Raw genomic sequence first — 16156 nt, forward strand, 5'->3', positions numbered from 1 at the left:
TTACCGTCAGCTAGTTGGCAAGCGCCTTGCGCAAGAGTTCGTTGACAACCTGCGGGTTGGCCTTGCCCTGCATCGCCTTCATCGTCTGGCCGACGAAGAACCCGAACAGCGCTTCCTTGCCGCCCTTGTACTCGGCCAACTTGTCGGCATTGTCGGCCAGGATCTGCGCGATCGCCGCTTCAATCGCGCCGGTGTCGCTGGTCTGCTTGTTGGCGTCGATTTCAGCCGCAAGGTCGATGTCGCTGGTGAGGTAGGCGGCGAAGATTTCCTTGGCCTTACTGCCCGAGATCGTGCCTTCGCTCGCCGCGACGATCAACGCGGTATTGGCCGCAACCGTGTTCTTGGGGTGCGCCGCCCCTTCCGGGATCGACTTCAGCACACCGGCCCGCTCAGACAACAGCCAGTTGGCGACCCGCTTGGCAAGGTCACGCTCGCCCTTGCCGCTGGCCTTGACCACGGCGGCCAGCATTTCCTCAAACTGCTGGTAGGTTTCGACCTCTAGCGTCAGCTGCGCCGCATCATAGGGCGAAAGACCCAGCGCAGTCTCATAGCGGTGACGCTTGGCATCGGGCAGCTCGGGCAGGCTGGCGCGGCATTCCTCAAGGAAGGCATCGTCCAGTTCCAGCGGCAGCAGGTCAGGATCGGGGAAATAGCGATAGTCGTGCGCATCTTCCTTGCTGCGCATCGAGCGGGTCTCGTTCTTGTCCGGATCGTAGAGCCGGGTTTCCTGGACAACCGTGCCGCCGTCCTCGATCACGCCAACCTGGCGCATCGCCTCCTGCTCGACCACAGCCATCACGAAGCGGACCGAGTTGACGTTCTTGGTCTCGGTGCGGGTGCCGAAGGGCTCGCCCGGACGGCGGACCGAAACGTTGACGTCGGCGCGCATCGAGCCCTGGTCCATGTTGCCATCGCAGGACCCGACATAGCGCAGGATCTGCCGCAGCTTGGCGACATAAGCCCCAGCCTCGGCCGGTGAGCGCATGTCGGGGCGGCTGACGATCTCCATGAGCGCCACGCCCGAGCGATTGAGATCGACATAGGACATGGTCGGGTGCTGATCGTGCATCAGCTTGCCGGCGTCCTGTTCAACGTGGATCCGCTCGATCCCGATGGTCTTGGTCGAACCTTCCGGGTCCTTTTCGTCCAGGATCACCTCGATCGCGCCCTCACCCACGATCGGGTGGTAGAGCTGGCTGATCTGATAGCCCTGCGGCAGATCGGCATAGAAGTAGTTCTTGCGATCAAACCGCGACCACTTGTTGATCTGCGCGTTGATCGCCATCCCGGTGCGCACTGCCTGGCGAATGCACTCACGGTTCGGCACCGGCAGCATGCCGGGCATGGCCGCGTCGACCAGGCTGACCTGGCTGTTGGGCTCCGCGCCAAAGGCCGTAGCGGCGCCGGAGAACAGCTTGGCCTGAGTGGAAACCTGGGCGTGGACTTCCAACCCGATCACCACTTCCCATTCGCCCGTGGCGCCCTGAATGCGATAGTTGCTCATCTTACCACCACTTTTCCGGCTTGGCCGAGAACTGAGCGCGGCTTTCGATCGCGAGGCCGGCGTTGAGGACACCCTGCTCGTCAAACGGCCTGCCGACGATCTGCAGGCCCAGCGGCAGTCCCTCGCGGTTGAGTCCAGCGGGGACCGACATGGCTGGCAGGCCAGCGAGGCTCGCCGGGACGGCGAAGACGTCGTTGAGGTACATGCTCAATGGATCGTCGCTCTTCTCGCCCAGGCCGAAGGCGGCGGTCGGCGCGGTGGGTGCCAGGATCACGTCGCACAGGGTGAAGGCGTTCTTGAAGTCCTGCGCGATCAGGGTGCGGACCTTCTGCGCCTGGGTGTAATAGGCGTCATAGAAGCCGGCCGAGAGCACATAAGTGCCGATCAGGATGCGGCGCTTGACCTCTGCCCCGAACCCCGCCGCGCGGGTGGCGGCGTACATGTCCTGCAGGCCGGCCCCATCGGGCAGGTCGCGCAGGCCGTAGCGGACACCATCATAGCGGGCGAGGTTGGACGAGGCTTCGGCCGGTGCGATGATGTAATAGGCCGGCAGGGCGTACTTGGTGTGCGGCAGCGACACGTCGACGATCTCGGCGCCCGCGTCCTTCAGCCAGGCAATCCCGGCATCCCAGCTGGCGGCAACATCGGCGTCCATCCCGTCCATGCGGTATTCACGCGGGATGCCGACCTTCTTGCCCTTGAGGTCGCCCGAGAGGCCGGCTTCCCATGCGGGCACCGGCAGGTCGAGGCTGGTCGAATCCTTCGGATCGAACCCGGCCATGGCTTCCAGCATGATCGCGCAATCGCGCACGTCGCGGGCCATCGGCCCAGCCTGGTCGAGCGACGAAGCAAAGGCGACGATGCCCCAGCGCGAGCAGCGGCCGTAAGTCGGCTTGATACCCGAAATGCCGGTAAAGGCGGCGGGCTGGCGGATCGAGCCGCCGGTGTCGGTGCCGGTCGCAGCAGGGGCAAGCCGGGCCGAGACTGCCGCCGAGCTGCCGCCCGAAGACCCGCCGGGCGCCAGCGCCGCATTGCCGCCATCGTTGCGCCGCCAGGGCGAGATGACATTGCCGAAGTAGCTCGTCTCGTTCGACGAACCCATCGCAAACTGGTCAAGGTTCAGCTTGCCCAGCATGCCCGCGCCGGCATCCCACAGCTTCTGGCTGACGGTGCTTTCGTATTCGGGCGTGAAGCCTTCGAGGATGTGGCTGGCGGCAGTGGTCTGGACGCCCTTGGTGGCGAACAGGTCCTTCATGCCGATCGGCACGCCGCCCATTTTGCCGAGCGGCTCACCCTTGGCGCGCTTGGCATCGGTGGCCCGCGCCGCTTCCAGCGCCTTCTCCGGCGTGGCGACGATGAAGGCGTTCAGCGCGCTCTGCGCGGCGGCGACATTGGCGTTGAACGCTTCGGCCACTTCAACCGCGGTGAAATCACCCTTGGCGACACCGTCGCGGATCGCCGCGACGCCCAGTTCGGTCAGGTCGGTCATGCTATTCGATCACCTTGGGCACGCCGAAGAAGCCGTGTTCGGCCGCAGGGGCGTTGGCGAGGATGGCATCGCGGTTGTCACCGCCGGTCAGCGGATCGGCGTTGACCACGTCATCGCGCAGGCGGAGCTTGTTCTCGATCACGGCGGTCATCGGCTCGACGCCGGTGACATCGACTTCACCGAGCTGCTCGACCCAGGCGAGGATCCCGTTCAGTTCCGGCACCATCGCCGCAACTTCACCCTCGGACAGCTTGATCCGGGCCAGCGCGGCGATCTTGGCCACGGTAGCGGTATCGACCGACATGGCGTTCCCTTAGGTTAGAATTGGTTGCCAGCGCGCTAGCATCGGCCAGCGCGCGCTTCAAGGCAGGTGCTTATTGCGGCTGGGGCGGCATGCCGCCCTTGGGCATTCCGCCCTTGGCCGCGCCGCCGCCCTGGGCCTGCATCTGCTGCTGCAGCTGCTGCATCATCCGCATCTGGGCCTCAACCTCGGCCCGGCTCTTGAAATCGAGCAGTTCGATCTCGAACACCAGATCCGAATTGGCCGGAATCTCGACCGCGCCGGTCTGCGGGTTGCGCTGCGCCTGAGCGCCATAGGCCAGCTCGGCCGGGATCTCGACCTTGTACTTGCCGCCCTTCTGCATCTTTTCGAGCGCCTGGGTGAAGCCGGGGATCACGCCTTCCACCGGAAAGACCGCGCGTTCGGCCTGGTCGAAGACCTTGCCGTTTTCCAGCATGCCCTTGTAGTTGATCTGGACCACATCGGCGACGGTCGGCGAAGGGCCGGTGCCGGCCTTGATCACATCGACATCGACGCCCTTGGGCAGGGTGGCCCAGGCCAGGCCGCCAGCCGCCAGCGCCGCCGCGGCCACGCCCAGCCACAGCTTGCCCAGCGCGCCCTTGGCGATCGGTTGCAGCGGAACGCGGGTGATCTCGGTCATGAATTCTCTTCCTGCTATGCGCCAAAAGCGAAGGGCGCGGATTGCTCCGCGCCCTCATGGCTTATCGGCAAAACGCGCGCAAGCTTACTTGACGCCGTCACGCTCCATCCGCTTGCGCTCCATCTTGCGGGCGCGGCGGACAGCGGCGGCCTTTTCACGGGCGCGCTTTTCCGAAGGCTTTTCGAAGTGACGGCGCAGCTTCATCTCGCGGTACACGCCCTCACGCTGCAGCTTCTTCTTAAGCGCGCGCAGAGCCTGTTCGACATTGTTGTCGCGGACGAGAATTTGCATAAACCGACACACCTCACAAACGAAAGCACAGAGCCCCACGCGAATCTGTTCAGCGGGGTTGCGCCCTACGAAAAGCAACGAAAAACCGTGCCGAATCCGAACAGGACCGGCTCGAAGTGGGGGGCCGTTAGCAAGGAGTCGCCGCAAAGGCAAGCTTTTGCACGCTCCTGCGGCCGGACGTGCCGCCCCACGCCAAAGCCATCGGGATTCGGGCAGCGTTACGTTGGACTTGACACAGTTGACACCGAGTCCGCTTCTTCCAACAGGCTGGAACTGGCGGATTTGCTGGGCTTCGGGCCGTTTTTGGCGGGGATGCGCCGGTTGGAGAATAAGAAAATGGGCCGCTGCGCGCAGCGGGTCAGCGCGCTGGCCGGCGAAGCGGGGGGATCGACGATAAGAAAGAGCCGGCGCGACTTTAGCAGGCGGTGGCGGTGTAGGAAAATCCATGGTCTCGTCGGAATTTCATTCAAAAATGCAGAAATGAAATTTTTCTGTTGTATATATACAACGACTCGATTAGATGGCGCGCATGCTCTTCAATCGCATCAATCTCTTTCGGCAGGAAAAGGGCCTCTCTCGCAAGGAGCTGGCAGAACTGGTTGCGGTGAACCCGCAAACCATCGGCTATCTTGAGCGGGGGGATTACCGGCCGACGGTAGAACTCGCCCTGAAACTGGCCCAGGCCTTTGGCGTGAGCGTGGAAACGCTGTTCGCGCTCGAACCCTTCCCATCCCTTGCTGCGCAGCTTGATCGCAAGGCTGCCGAGGAGAACCGCAATGGTACAGACTGAAGCCCCCCGTATCACCCGCATCAACCAGAGCCCGCGCACTGCCCGGATCCTTGGCAGCTATTCGCTGATCGCGATGCACAGCTGGTTCCTGGCCAAGCTGGGTCTGCCTTCGGCTGACGGTTCGGTCGAAGCAATCGTGGGCTTTGCCGCCCTCACCGGCATGATCGCCAGCATCGTGTTCTTTATCGGCACCTACGGCGTCATGGCCAATGCCCCCGATGCCATGCTGGACGAACGCGAGCTGGCCGATCGCAACCGCGCCTATTTCTCTGCCTTCAAGTATATCGTCGCGATGACTGTGCTGGGCGGCATGGTGCCCGAGTTCCTGGCCAAAGTGATCGGCTTTGAGTTGTCGGTCGGCGTCATGAAGAACTTCATGCTGCTGATGTTCACGACCGCGCTGGTCCTGCCAGGCTTTTTCCTTGCCTGGTCTGCGCGGGAGGAGATGTAAGCGCTTTCCCTTCTCCGTCGCCCCGGACTTGATCCGGGGCCGGGTTTTTTCCCTGCCGCCTCCTCTCGCTCGCCAGTGCAGGCGGGACTCCGCATCAAGTGCGGGGTGACGCGGAAGGGTAAGTGGCGCTACACCCCGCCCCAGGGGGACGCATGAACACCACTTTCACCTTGCCCGACTGGGCCGTGCTCGGCCTCTACGTGGTGCTGCTGGCTGCTGCCGGGTGGCTGACCACGCGGCGAGGCATGAAGAGCGAGGACTATTTCCTGGCCGGGCATCATGCGCCGACCTGGCTGGTGGCGATTTCGGTGCTGTCCACCGTGCAATCGGCGGCGACGTTCCTGGGCGTGCCGGACTTCGCCTATCGCGGCAACTTTACCTATATCGGCGGGGTCTTCTCGACGCTGGTGGCGGCCTGGCTGGTGGGGCATTGGCTGATGCCGAAGTTCTATGCCGCCGGGGTGACCACGGTTTATGAGCTGCTGGAGACGCGGTTCGATGCGACCGCGCGGCGGGCGGCGGCGGGGATGTACCTGGTCGGCCGGATCCTCGCCAGCGGGGCGCGGCTGTACCTGGCCGCCATCGCCGTCTCGATGATCCTGTTCCTCGATGTCGCACCCGGCCACATGCTGGTGGCCATGCTGATCCTGCTGGTGTTTGGCCTGGCCTTTACCTTCATGGGCGGGCTCAATTCGGTGATCTGGAGCGACCTGGTGCAGGTGGTGCTCTATGTCGGCGCGGCGCTGGTGGTGGCTTGGTTCCTGTGGACCAGCCTGCCGCTGACCCTGCCCCAGGCGATCGACGCACTTCGCCATGCCCCCGATGGCACCGACAAGCTGGCGCTGATCGACCCCTCCCCCAGCCTGTCCGCACCGTTCGGCCTGTGGGCGGTGCTGACCGGGGTGGTGCTGCTGAACTTCGCCAATGCCGGGCTGGACCAGGATACCACCCAGCGCGTGCTGGCCTGCCGCGATGCCAGGCAAGGCACGCGGGCGCTGTTCGTTTCGGCCTGGGCCTCATTGCCGGTGATCCTGCTGTTCCTGACTATCGGCGCGCTGCTGTGGTTGCATTATCAAGGCGCGGCCGCTGGCACTTACAACGGTGAGAGGGTCACCGTGTTCATGCATTACATCCTGACCGAGCTGCCGCCGGGGCTACGCGGCCTCGTCACCGTCGGCGTGATCGCGGCGGCGGCGATCAATTCGGGGCTGATCTCGATGTCGGCGGTGCTGGTCAATGACCTCTACCGGCCCTTTGCGGGCGACAAGAGCGAGGCCCATTTCGTGCGGATGGGGCGGATTGCCACGGTGGCGCTGGGCCTCGCGCTGTTCGCCATGGCGGTGCTGTCCTATTACTGGCAGCGTTATGCCGATACGGCGCTGCTGGACTTCGTGCTGGGGGTGATGGCCTTTGCCTATTCCGGGCTGCTGGGGGTTTACGGCGTGGCGCTGTTTTCGCGCCGCGGGTCTTCCGCCAGCGTGCTGGCCGCCTTTGCCGCGGGGTTCCTGACCGTGCTGGCCTTCCAGCCCTATGTGATCGACGCACTGGGCCTCCCGCTCGCGCTGAAGGGCGTGGCCTTTCCGTGGCACCTGTGCCTGGGGACGGTGGTGGCGGCGCTGGTCTGTCTGGCGGCGCCGGGGAAAGCGCGCCCCCACCCATAATAGTCACCCCGGACTTGTTCCGGGGCGGTGCTGCCTTCCTGCGGAGCACCGGATCTTGGCTAGCGTCGCCGAAGAAAAGCACTGCCCCGGAACAGGTCCGGGGTGACAAGGCAGGTTGGCTCGCCCGCTAATGCGCAAGGGTGGCGGTTTTCCCAAACCCCGGCTAAGGCACCGGCAATGACTGCCCAGCCTTCCTTCATGGCCGCATCGCTGTCCGTCGCCGCTGGCGGCGCGGTCGGGGCATGGCTACGCTTTGCGGCGGGGCGGCTGATCGGGGCGCATCCGTTTCCCTATGCTACGCTGACCGTCAACGTACTGGGCAGCCTGGCAATGGGCCTGCTAGCCGGCTGGCTGGCCCGCAATGGCACCGGCGGCGAGCAGTGGCGCCTGCTGCTGGGCGTGGGCGTGCTGGGCGGCTTTACCACTTTTTCCGCCTTCAGCCTGGAGATCGCGCTGCTGCTGGAGCGCGGTGCGCTCGGCCAGGCAGCGCTGTATGTCGGCCTGTCGCTGGCCTTGGGTGTGGGCGGACTGTTTGCCGGGCTGGCCCTGGCGCGAGGAATTGCATGAGTAGCGAAGTTCGCCAGTTCACGGTCCAGCACGACGACGATGGCGTGCGGCTGGACCGCTGGTTCAAGCGCCACCTGCCGCAGATCGGCTTTGCCATGATCAGCCGCTGGGCCCGCACCGGGCAGATCCGCGTCGATGGCAAGCGCGCCGATCCGGCCGACCGGCTCTCCGCCGGCCAGGTTGTACGCGTGCCGCCCGGCGGCGATGCCCCGGCCAAGGGCGGCGCCAAGCCGCGCCGCGAGCTGTCCGAGGAAGAGATCGCCCGGGCCGAAGCCATGGTCATCACCCAGGACCGCGCCGCGATCGTGCTCAACAAGCCGCCCGGCCTGGCGACGCAGGGCGGATCGGGCATGAAGGAGCATGTCGACGGGCTGCTCGATGCTTTCGTTGGGGGCGGGCTAGAGGGCACCAAAAGCGCGCCGCGCCCGCGGCTGGTCCACCGGCTCGACAAGGACACCTCGGGTGTCCTGCTGATTGCCCGCACGCCGGGCAGCGCAGCCTATTTCTCCAAGCGCTTCTCGGGCCGCACCGCCCGCAAGATCTATTGGGCGATCATCACCGGCGTGCCGGACATCGCCGATGGCCTGATCGAGCTGCCGCTGGCCAAGCAGCCGGGCACCGGCGGTGAGAAGATGATGGTCGATAAGAGCGGCGAAGGGCAGTCTGCCCGCACCCGCTACCGCGTGCTGGACCGGGCGGGCAACCGCGCCGCCTGGGTCGAACTGCAACCGCTGACCGGCCGCACCCACCAGCTGCGCGTCCACATGGCGGCGATCGGCCACCCGATCGTGGGCGATGGCAAGTATGGCGGGCCGGAGGCGTTCCTGTCTGGCTCGATCAGCCGCAAGATGCACCTGCACGCCCGCCGCCTGATCATCGACCATCCCGATGGCGATGTGATCGACGTGAGGGCGGAGCTGCCCGAGCATTTCGCCAATACCATGGCCAGCCTGGGCTTTGACGAGGACGACGGCGACGCCCTGCCCGAGCCCTACAAGCCCGGCAAGGCGGATGAAAAACAGGCCGCCAAGGCCCATGCCAAGCAGGTCCGCAAGGAGCGCCGCGGCGAACGGCGCGGCCGCGCTGATGGCCGGGTGGCGACCAGAAAGCCCGTGACGAAGGCCTTGGCCAAGCGCGGCCCAACCAAGGGCAAGGGCAGTCCGAAGCCGACGGGTAGGAAGAAATGAACCGTCCGGTTCGCAGTGCTGCCGATAAGCCCCTCCCGCTTGCGGGAGGGGTTTGGGGTGGGCCCGCAACCAATCACCGCTCGCGCAAGGGCCCACCCCCGGCCCCTCCCGCAAGCGGGAGGGGAGGTTACTGATGCACCCCAACCCGCAGTTCCGCCACGATGACCGCGCGCTGCTGGAAACGCTGATCGAGGAGATCGGCTTTGGCATGGTCTTCGCCGCCACGCCCGATGGGCCGCGCTTGGCGCATACGCCGCTGGTCTCGACCGGGGACGGCGCGCTGCAATTCCACATCGCGCGCGGCAATGGCCTGGCCAAGCATCTTGACGGCGCGACCGTGCTGGCGGTGATCAACGGCCCGGACGGCTATGTCAGCCCGCGCTGGTATGCCGACCAGGGCCAGGTGCCGACCTGGAACTATGTGTCGCTCGAACTCGAAGGACGGGTTCGGCGGATGGATAGCGACGGGCTGCTGGGCCACCTCGAGGCACTCTCGGCGCGCGAGGAAGCCCGCCTGGCGGGTGAGCCCTGGACCATGGACAAGAGCCCGCCTGACTATATCCGCCGGCTGATGGCCGGGATCATTGGCTTCGAGCTGGAGATCCTGGGCTGGCGCGAGACGCTGAAGCTTAGCCAGAACAAGCCAGCCGAAGAGCGCGAGCGGGTTGCCGCCGGGCTGGAGGCCAGCGGTTCGGCCGCGATTGCCGCGCTGATGCGGAACCTGGCCGGATGACGACCCGCCTCGCCGTATTCGATTGCGATGGCACCCTGGTCGATGGCCAGGCGGCAGTCTGCGAGGCGATGGACACGGCCTTTGCGGCGCACGGCCTGCCCGCGCCCGACCGGCACCTGGTGCGTCGCAGCGTCGGCCTCAGCTTGCCGCAGGCAGTGCGGGCGCTGGTGCCTGATGCCGATGAAGAGCTGCGGCAGGGGATCGATCTTGCCTATCGCCACGCCTTCCGCACGGCGCGCGAGGCCGGACAGCTGGTTGAGCCGCTCTATGCCGGGGTGCGCGAACTGCTTGATGCGCTGCGCGATGATGGCTGGCTGCTGGGTGTCGCCACGGGCAAGTCAGACCGGGGGCTTGAACATTGCCTCGCCACCCACGGGCTCAGCCGCCATTTCGTGACGTTGCAGACGGCCGACCGGCACCCCTCGAAACCGCACCCGGCCATGCTCGATGCCGCGCTGTTCGAGGCTGGCGCTCTGCCGCAGCACGCCGTGATGATCGGCGATACGGCCTATGACATGGTCATGGCGGTCAACGCCCGGGTTCGCGCGCTGGGAGTCGACTGGGGCTACCATACCCCTGACGAGCTGGCCGAAGCCGGGGCCGAAGCCGTCGCCCGCGATCCCCGCCATCTGCTGGAGCTGCTGTCATGAGCGATAACGATACCCAGGCCCGCAACCGCTTTATCGTCATCCAGATCGTGCGGCTGAGCGGCGTGGCGATGGTCCTGGTTGGCCTGCTGGTGATGACCGGGCGGATCGACTGGCCGCGCGAGGCCGGCTTCGTCCTGGCCGCCGCCGGCCTGTTCGAGGCGCTGCTCGCGCCGCTGCTGCTCTCGCGCAAGTGGAAGACCCCGTCCGAATGAAGCGGTTCTACAAGGATGCAAAAGCCGCTGCGGTTGCCGGCGGCTGGCAGGTCCAGCTTGACGGGCGCGGAGTGAAAACGGCGGGCGGCAACCAGCAGGTCGTGCCGAGCGAGGCCCTTGCCGCCGCCCTCGCCGCCGAATGGGCTGCGCAGGAAGAGACCATTGTGCCCGCCAGCTTCGTGCTGCGCGACATGGCCGACTATGCGATCGACGTGGTCGCAACCGACGCTGCGGCGGTGCGCACCACCCTGCTGGGCTTCGCCGAGACCGATACGCTCTGCTACCGCGCCGATCCGGGCGAAGCGCTCTACCGGCGCCAGCTTGAGCGGTGGGAGCCTTTGCTGGCTGCTGCCGAGGCGGGTTACGGCGTCCGATTCGAGCGGATCAGCGGGGTCATCCACCGTGCCCAGCCGCCCGAAACGCTGGCCCGGCTGGCGCAGCGGCTGGAGGGCGTTGATCCGCTGGCACTAGCCGCGCTCAATACCCTCACGTCGCTGGCTGCCTCGCTGGTAATCGGCCTCGCCGCGCTGGAGCCTGGTGCCGATGCCGGGGCGCTGTGGATCGCGGCCGAACTCGAAGAGGAATGGCAGGCCGAGCAATGGGGCCGCGATGCCGAGGCCGAGGAACGCCGCGCCCGCCGCGCCGCCGCCTTTGCCAATGCCGTGCGCTTTGCCGCGCTGGCACGACCGGGCGCGTGAAACGATTGACGTCCTTAATCGCGCGCTTAAACAGGTTGCTTCCCGCAACCCAAGGAGAGGAACCAGGGCCATGTACAGCCATATGATGGTAGGCTCGAACGACATCGATCGTTCGAAGGCATTTTACGACGCGCTCTTCGTGTCAGTGGGCGGCAAGCCCGGCATTGTCGATCCGAAGGGCCGGATCATCTACATGCACAATGGCGGCATGTTCCTTGTCACCAAGCCGATCGACGGCGAGGCGGCGACCCCTGGCAACGGCATGACCATCGGCTTTGCGATGAACTCCCCGGAAGAGTGCGACACCTGGCACGCTGCCGGCGTTGCCGCGGGCGGCAAGGCGATCGAAGACCCGCCGGGCGTGCGCGACGGCGGGATGAAGCTGTACCTGGCTTACCTGCGCGATCCCGATGGCAACAAGCTGTGCGCGCTGCACCGGATGTAACCGAAGTAAAGCCTGACGGCACCCGGCGCGCAATCACGCGCGCCTGGGTGCCGGAAGCGCCCGTTGCGCTGGAATTCAACGGCCTGTCCTATGCGGTGATGATGGCGAGCCCGCAGGACCTCGAAGATTTCACCACCGGCTTTGCCCTCAGCGAAGGGCTGGCCGCCCGGGCAACCGACCTTTCCGACATTGCGATTGCCGAAGTCGAACTGGGCTGGATCGTTCGCGCCCAGCTGGCCGGACTTGGTATCGACAAGCTGGAAGACCGCGTCCGGCGCCGTGTCGCGGAATCGAGCTGCGGGCTGTGCGGGATCGAGAACCTGGCCGAAGTGGCCCGGCCCCTGCCCCCGGTCGCTCTGCACGATCCGATCGAACCGGCCGCGATCTTTGCCGCCCTTGCGGCCCTGCGCGATCGCCAGCCGCTGGGCGCGGCGACCGGCGCAGCCCACGCCGCCGCCCATTGCCGGCCGGATGGCACCGTCACCGCCCTGCGCGAGGATGTCGGCCGCCACAATGCGCTCGACAAGCTGATCGGCGCCATGGCTCGCACCGGCCAGGCAGTCGCGCCCGGTTTCGTCCTTTCGACCGCGCGGTGCAGTTACGAGATTGTCGAGAAGGCCGTGCGCGGCGGGGCCACCACCCTGGTCTGCATTTCGCTGCCGACCTCGCTGGCGGTCCAGCGGGCGACAAGCGCCGGGCTCAGCCTGTGGGCACTAGCCCGCGAGGATAGCGTGCTGCAGGTCTGCTAGCGCGAGAGCAGGAACACCGCGTGCTCGGCGCGCCAGCTGGCGGCCGCGTCGCTGATCCGCTTGTCGCCGGAGAGGAACCAGGCGCCCTCCACGGTCAGATGCTTGGCTTCCACGAGATCGCGGAAATCGCTGACCGTCACGTGGTGAATATTGGGCGTCTCGTACCAGGCGATCGGCAGCAGCCGTGTCACCGGCATCCGTCCATTCCAAAGCAGGCTGGCTCGCACCCGCCAGTGGCCGAAATTGGGGAAGCTGACAAAGGCCTGGCGCCCAACGCGCAGCAGTTCGTCCAGCACCTTGTCCGGCCGCTTGGTGGTCTGCAGCGTCTGGGACAGGATAGCATAGTCGAAAGCGGCGTCAGGATAGTCGATCAGGTCGCTATCGGCATCGCCCTGCATCACCGACAGCCCCTTGGCGACGCATTCGGCGACGTCGTGCGGATCAAGCTCCATCCCGCGCGCATCGACCTGCTTGCCGTCGCGCAGCGCCGCCATCAGCGCGCCATCGCCGCAGCCGATATCGAGCACGCGGCTGCCCGGCGCGACATTGGCGGCAATCACCGCCAGATCGGGGCGCAGTGCAGTCATTGCTTGAGAAACCCGGCAATCACCCGGTCAAGCGCGGGGACATCGAGCAGGAAGCTGTCATGCCCGAATGGCGCCGACAGTTCGACAAAGCTGACCGGCGCGCCGGCGGCATTGAGGGCGTGGGCGATCGTCCGGCTTTCCGCCGTGGGATAGAGCCAGTCGGTATCGAAGCTGACCAGGCAGAACCGGGCCTTGCTGGCGCGGAAGGCGTCGGCCAGGCGGCCGCCCCCCTCACCACCGGCAACTTCCTCGGCCAGGTCGAAATAGTCCATTGCCCGGGTGATATAGAGATAGGAGTTGGCATCGAACCGGTCGGTGAAGCTCAGCCCCTGGTGGCGCAGGTAGCTTTCGACCTGGAAATCGGCATCGAAGCCAAAAGTCTTCTCGGTCCGGTCCTGCAGCTTGCGCCCGAACTTCTCATGCATCCCCTCTTCGGAGAGGTAGGTGATGTGCGCGGCCATGCGGGCGACGGCGAGACCCTTGTCCGGGCCCTTGCCGCCGGCGTAATAGTCGCCGCCCTTCCATTTGGGATCGGCCATGATCGCCTGCCGCCCGACTTCGTGAAAGGCGATGTTCTGCGCCGTGTGGCGCGCGGTGCTGGCGATCACCAGTGCGGCGCGGGTCCGCTCGGGCCAGTTGGCGGCAAAGGACAGCGCCTGCATCCCGCCCATTGACCCGCCGACCACGGCATGGAGCTGCTCGATCCCCAGCGCGTCGAGAATGCCGACCTGGGCGCGGACCATGTCGCGGATCGTGATGACCGGGAAGCGCATGGCATAGGGCTGGCCATCCGGGCCAAGGCTGGCCGGCCCGGTCGTGCCATAGCAGCCGCCCAGCACATTGGCGCAGATGATGAAGAAGCGGTCGGTATCGATCGGCTTGCCCGGGCCGACCATCCGCACCCACCAACCCGGCTTGCCGGTGATCGGATGCGGGCTGGCGACGCATTGGTCCCCCGTCAGGGCATGAAAGATGATGACCGCGTTGGACTTGTCGGCATTGAGCGTGCCGTAAGTCTCATAGGCCACGCGCACGCCGGTCAGCGCCTGCCCGCCATCAAGGGCAAGCGGCGCAGCGTGCTCCAGCACGTGGCTTTGGGCCAGCAAGGCTTCGGCGTCGGCCATGGGCGCGGGATTGGGGGAGCGCGAGCAGGCTGTCAATTGCCCGCAAGCCTGCTAAGGGCCCGTCCATCATGACTAACGCCCCTGCCCCCAAGCCCTGGATCAATGCCATCCACGCCTATGTTCCCGGCAAGGCGAGCGGTGCGGACGGGCGGCCGCTGGTCAAGCTTTCGGCCAACGAGAACCCGCTGGGCACCAGCGCGGCGGCCCTGGCAGCGCGGGCCGCTGCGCAGGTTCCCAGCCTCTATCCCGATCCGGGCAGCAGCGATTTGCGCGAAGCCCTGGGCGCGCTGCACGGGATCGACCCGGCGCGGATCGTGCTGGGCACCGGTTCGGACGAACTGCTGAACCTGGCCGCGCAGGGCTATGCCGGCCAGGGCGACGAGGTGCTGTTCTCACGCTTCAGCTTTGCGGTTTACGACATCGCCGCGCGGCGCTGCGGGGCCGTGCCGATCGAGGCACCGGACAAGGACTATGGCAGCGATGTCGATGCCCTGCTGGCCGCCGTGACCGAGCGGACACGGGTGGTATTCCTGGCCAATCCGAACAACCCGACCGGGACCTACCTGCCGGCGAGCGAGGTGGCGCGGCTCCATGGCGGGCTGCCCGCCGACGTGCTGTTCGTGCTCGACCAGGCCTATGCCGAGTATCTGACGCCCGAGCAGGACGACCACGGCCTTGAGCTGGCGGCGGCCCACGCCAACGTGCTCGTCACCCGCACCTTCTCCAAGATCTATGGCCTGGCGGGTGAGCGGATTGGCTGGGCCACCGGGGCGCCGGGGCTGATCGATACGCTCAACCGGATCCGCGGGCCGTTCAACGTGACCAACAGCGGCCAGGCCATGGCGCTGGCGGCAGTGGCCGACCAGGCCTTCGTGACCGCATCGCGCGAGCATAACCGGGCCGAGCGGGCGCGCTTTGCCGCCGCGATCGAGGCCTTGGGCAATCACGGCCTGCGCGCCGTGCCGAGCGAGGCGAATTTCCTGCTGGTGCTGTTCGAAGGCGCACTGAGCGCCGAGGCGGCCTACAACGGGCTGGCCGAGCGCGGCTATATCGTCCGCTGGCTGCCCAACCAGGGCCTGGGCCATGCACTGCGCATCACGATTGGCACGGCGGAGCAGATGGACGCCATTGCCGCCGCGCTGCGCGAAATGGCGGAGGCGGCCCGATGAGTTTTGAGCGCGTCGCGATCATCGGCCTCGGCCTGCTGGGCGGTTCGATCGGCCTGGCGGTGCAGGATCGCCTGCCTGGCGTCGCCACCACCGGCTGGGACCGCGATCCCGCCACCCGCGCCCGCGCCGCCGAGCGCGGCCTGGTCGGTACGGTCTGCGAAACCGGGGCCGAAGCCGTCGCGCAGGCTGACCTGGTGATCTTCTGCGTGCCCGTTGGCGCGATTGGCGAAGTGGCAGGCGAACTGGCCAGCGCCATTCCCGCCGGAGCCGTGATCAGCGACGTCGGCTCATCCAAGCAGAGCGTGGCAGAGGCGCTGGCGAAGGCCTTGCCAGGTCACACCGTCATCCCGGCCCACCCGGTGGCGGGGACCGAGCGTTCCGGGCCGGATGCGGGCTTTGCCAGCCTGTTCCTGGGCCGCTGGTGCATCGTCACCCCGCCCGAGGGCGCGGATGCGGCCAAGGTCGCGGCGCTGTCTGCTTTCTGGGAGGGCCTGGGCGCCAAGGTCGAGCTGATGGATGCCCAGCATCATGACCTGGTTCTGGCCGTCACCAGCCACCTCCCGCACCTGATCGCCTATACCATCGTCGGCACGGCCTCCGATCTTGAGGGCGTGACGCAGAGCGAGGTCATCAAGTACTCGGCCGGCGGTTTCCGCGACTTCACCCGTATCGCCGCCTCCGACCCGACAATGTGGCGCGACGTGTTCCTGACCAACAAGGACGCCGTGCTCGAAATGCTCCAGCGCTTCAGCGAGGATCTGACCGCGCTGCAGCGGGCGATCCGGTGGGGCGATGGCGATACGCTGTTCGACCTGTTCACCCGCACCCGCGCGATCCGCCGCTCGATCATCGCCGAAGGCCAGGACGATGCGCGGCCCGACTTCGGCCGCAGCGATCACGCCGGTTAA

Annotated in this window: 20 protein-coding genes; 13 read left to right on the forward strand and 7 right to left on the reverse strand. The window is 66.5% G+C overall.

The window, feature by feature from the left end; translation table 11 throughout:
- Positions 1–10: 10 nt before the first annotated feature.
- The 5 genes from gatB to rpsU all read right to left on the reverse strand — a co-directional run bounded on the left by gatB (position 11) and on the right by rpsU (position 4225).
- Positions 11–1504 carry an Asp-tRNA(Asn)/Glu-tRNA(Gln) amidotransferase subunit GatB gene (gatB, locus tag FRF71_RS01765; protein WP_147088943.1) on the reverse strand — a complete coding sequence of 498 codons (1494 nt, stop codon included), beginning with the start codon at positions 1502–1504 and terminating at the stop codon, positions 11–13.
- A 1-nt stretch (position 1505) separates the two neighbouring features.
- Positions 1506–2993 carry an Asp-tRNA(Asn)/Glu-tRNA(Gln) amidotransferase subunit GatA gene (gene gatA, locus FRF71_RS01770; protein ID WP_147088944.1) on the reverse strand — a complete coding sequence of 496 codons (1488 nt, stop codon included), beginning with the start codon at positions 2991–2993 and terminating at the stop codon, positions 1506–1508.
- Between the two features lies 1 nt (position 2994).
- Complete coding sequence (gene gatC / locus FRF71_RS01775) at positions 2995–3297, reverse strand: Asp-tRNA(Asn)/Glu-tRNA(Gln) amidotransferase subunit GatC (protein WP_147088945.1); 303 nt, start codon at positions 3295–3297, stop codon at positions 2995–2997.
- A gap of 70 nt (positions 3298–3367) precedes the next feature.
- Entirely contained in the window at positions 3368–3934 is a 567-nt protein-coding gene (locus FRF71_RS01780; RefSeq protein WP_147088946.1) for an FKBP-type peptidyl-prolyl cis-trans isomerase, read from the reverse strand.
- Positions 3935–4018: 84 nt separating this feature from the next.
- Positions 4019–4225 carry a 30S ribosomal protein S21 gene (gene rpsU, locus FRF71_RS01785; protein WP_147088947.1) on the reverse strand — a complete coding sequence of 69 codons (207 nt, stop codon included), beginning with the start codon at positions 4223–4225 and terminating at the stop codon, positions 4019–4021.
- Between the two features lie 529 nt (positions 4226–4754).
- Between rpsU and FRF71_RS01790 the strand changes: the two genes are divergently transcribed.
- From FRF71_RS01790 to fdhD, 11 genes are all read left to right on the forward strand, one after another.
- Positions 4755–5015, forward strand: coding sequence for a helix-turn-helix transcriptional regulator (locus FRF71_RS01790; protein ID WP_238339358.1), 261 nt, complete (start codon positions 4755–4757; stop codon positions 5013–5015).
- Entirely contained in the window at positions 5002–5466 is a 465-nt protein-coding gene (locus FRF71_RS01795) for a hypothetical protein (protein WP_147088949.1), read from the forward strand. The genes FRF71_RS01790 and FRF71_RS01795 overlap by 14 nt, the downstream gene beginning before the upstream one ends.
- Positions 5467–5618: 152 nt before the next feature.
- Positions 5619–7127 (forward strand): sodium:solute symporter, encoded by a 1509-nt coding sequence (locus FRF71_RS01800; protein WP_147088950.1) that lies wholly within the window; start codon positions 5619–5621, stop codon positions 7125–7127.
- A gap of 177 nt (positions 7128–7304) precedes the next feature.
- Positions 7305–7694, forward strand: coding sequence for a fluoride efflux transporter CrcB (crcB, locus tag FRF71_RS01805; protein WP_238339360.1), 390 nt, complete (start codon positions 7305–7307; stop codon positions 7692–7694).
- Positions 7691–8881, forward strand: coding sequence for an RluA family pseudouridine synthase (locus FRF71_RS01810; RefSeq protein ID WP_147088951.1), 1191 nt, complete (start codon positions 7691–7693; stop codon positions 8879–8881). The genes crcB and FRF71_RS01810 overlap by 4 nt, the downstream gene beginning before the upstream one ends.
- Positions 8882–9014: 133 nt before the next feature.
- Positions 9015–9614: an FMN-binding negative transcriptional regulator gene (locus FRF71_RS01820; protein WP_147088952.1), complete on the forward strand. Its 600-nt coding sequence runs from the start codon at positions 9015–9017 to the stop codon at positions 9612–9614.
- Positions 9611–10264, forward strand: coding sequence for an HAD-IA family hydrolase (locus FRF71_RS01825; protein ID WP_147088953.1), 654 nt, complete (start codon positions 9611–9613; stop codon positions 10262–10264). Before FRF71_RS01820 ends, FRF71_RS01825 begins: the two co-directional genes overlap by 4 nt.
- Positions 10261–10476: a hypothetical protein gene (locus FRF71_RS01830; RefSeq protein WP_147088954.1), complete on the forward strand. Its 216-nt coding sequence runs from the start codon at positions 10261–10263 to the stop codon at positions 10474–10476. Before FRF71_RS01825 ends, FRF71_RS01830 begins: the two co-directional genes overlap by 4 nt.
- A complete protein-coding gene (locus FRF71_RS01835; RefSeq protein WP_147088955.1) occupies positions 10473–11174 on the forward strand; it encodes an ATP12 family protein in 702 nt (233 codons plus the stop codon). The genes FRF71_RS01830 and FRF71_RS01835 overlap by 4 nt, the downstream gene beginning before the upstream one ends.
- A gap of 70 nt (positions 11175–11244) precedes the next feature.
- Positions 11245–11619 (forward strand): VOC family protein, encoded by a 375-nt coding sequence (locus FRF71_RS01840; protein ID WP_147088956.1) that lies wholly within the window; start codon positions 11245–11247, stop codon positions 11617–11619.
- The gene (gene fdhD, locus FRF71_RS01845) at positions 11598–12368 is read left to right on the forward strand and encodes a formate dehydrogenase accessory sulfurtransferase FdhD (protein ID WP_147088957.1); all 771 of its coding nucleotides are present in this window, start codon (positions 11598–11600) and stop codon (positions 12366–12368) included. Before FRF71_RS01840 ends, fdhD begins: the two co-directional genes overlap by 22 nt.
- Here the strand turns inward: fdhD and metW are convergent.
- Both metW and metX read right to left on the reverse strand, forming a co-directional pair.
- Positions 12365–12955 (reverse strand): methionine biosynthesis protein MetW, encoded by a 591-nt coding sequence (gene metW, locus FRF71_RS01850; protein WP_147088958.1) that lies wholly within the window; start codon positions 12953–12955, stop codon positions 12365–12367. The genes fdhD and metW overlap by 4 nt on opposite strands.
- Entirely contained in the window at positions 12952–14079 is a 1128-nt protein-coding gene (gene metX, locus FRF71_RS01855; RefSeq protein WP_147088959.1) for a homoserine O-acetyltransferase MetX, read from the reverse strand. The genes metW and metX overlap by 4 nt, the downstream gene beginning before the upstream one ends.
- 68 nt (positions 14080–14147) lie before the next feature.
- Here metX and hisC point away from each other — a divergent pair, with 68 nt between their 5' ends.
- Positions 14148–15248 (forward strand): histidinol-phosphate transaminase, encoded by a 1101-nt coding sequence (gene hisC / locus FRF71_RS01860; RefSeq protein ID WP_147088960.1) that lies wholly within the window; start codon positions 14148–14150, stop codon positions 15246–15248.
- Positions 15245–16156 carry a prephenate/arogenate dehydrogenase family protein gene (locus FRF71_RS01865; protein WP_147088961.1) on the forward strand — a complete coding sequence of 304 codons (912 nt, stop codon included), beginning with the start codon at positions 15245–15247 and terminating at the stop codon, positions 16154–16156. Before hisC ends, FRF71_RS01865 begins: the two co-directional genes overlap by 4 nt.

This window comes from Novosphingobium ginsenosidimutans, assembly GCF_007954425.1.
Taxonomy (GTDB): Bacteria; Pseudomonadota; Alphaproteobacteria; order Sphingomonadales; family Sphingomonadaceae; genus Novosphingobium; species Novosphingobium ginsenosidimutans.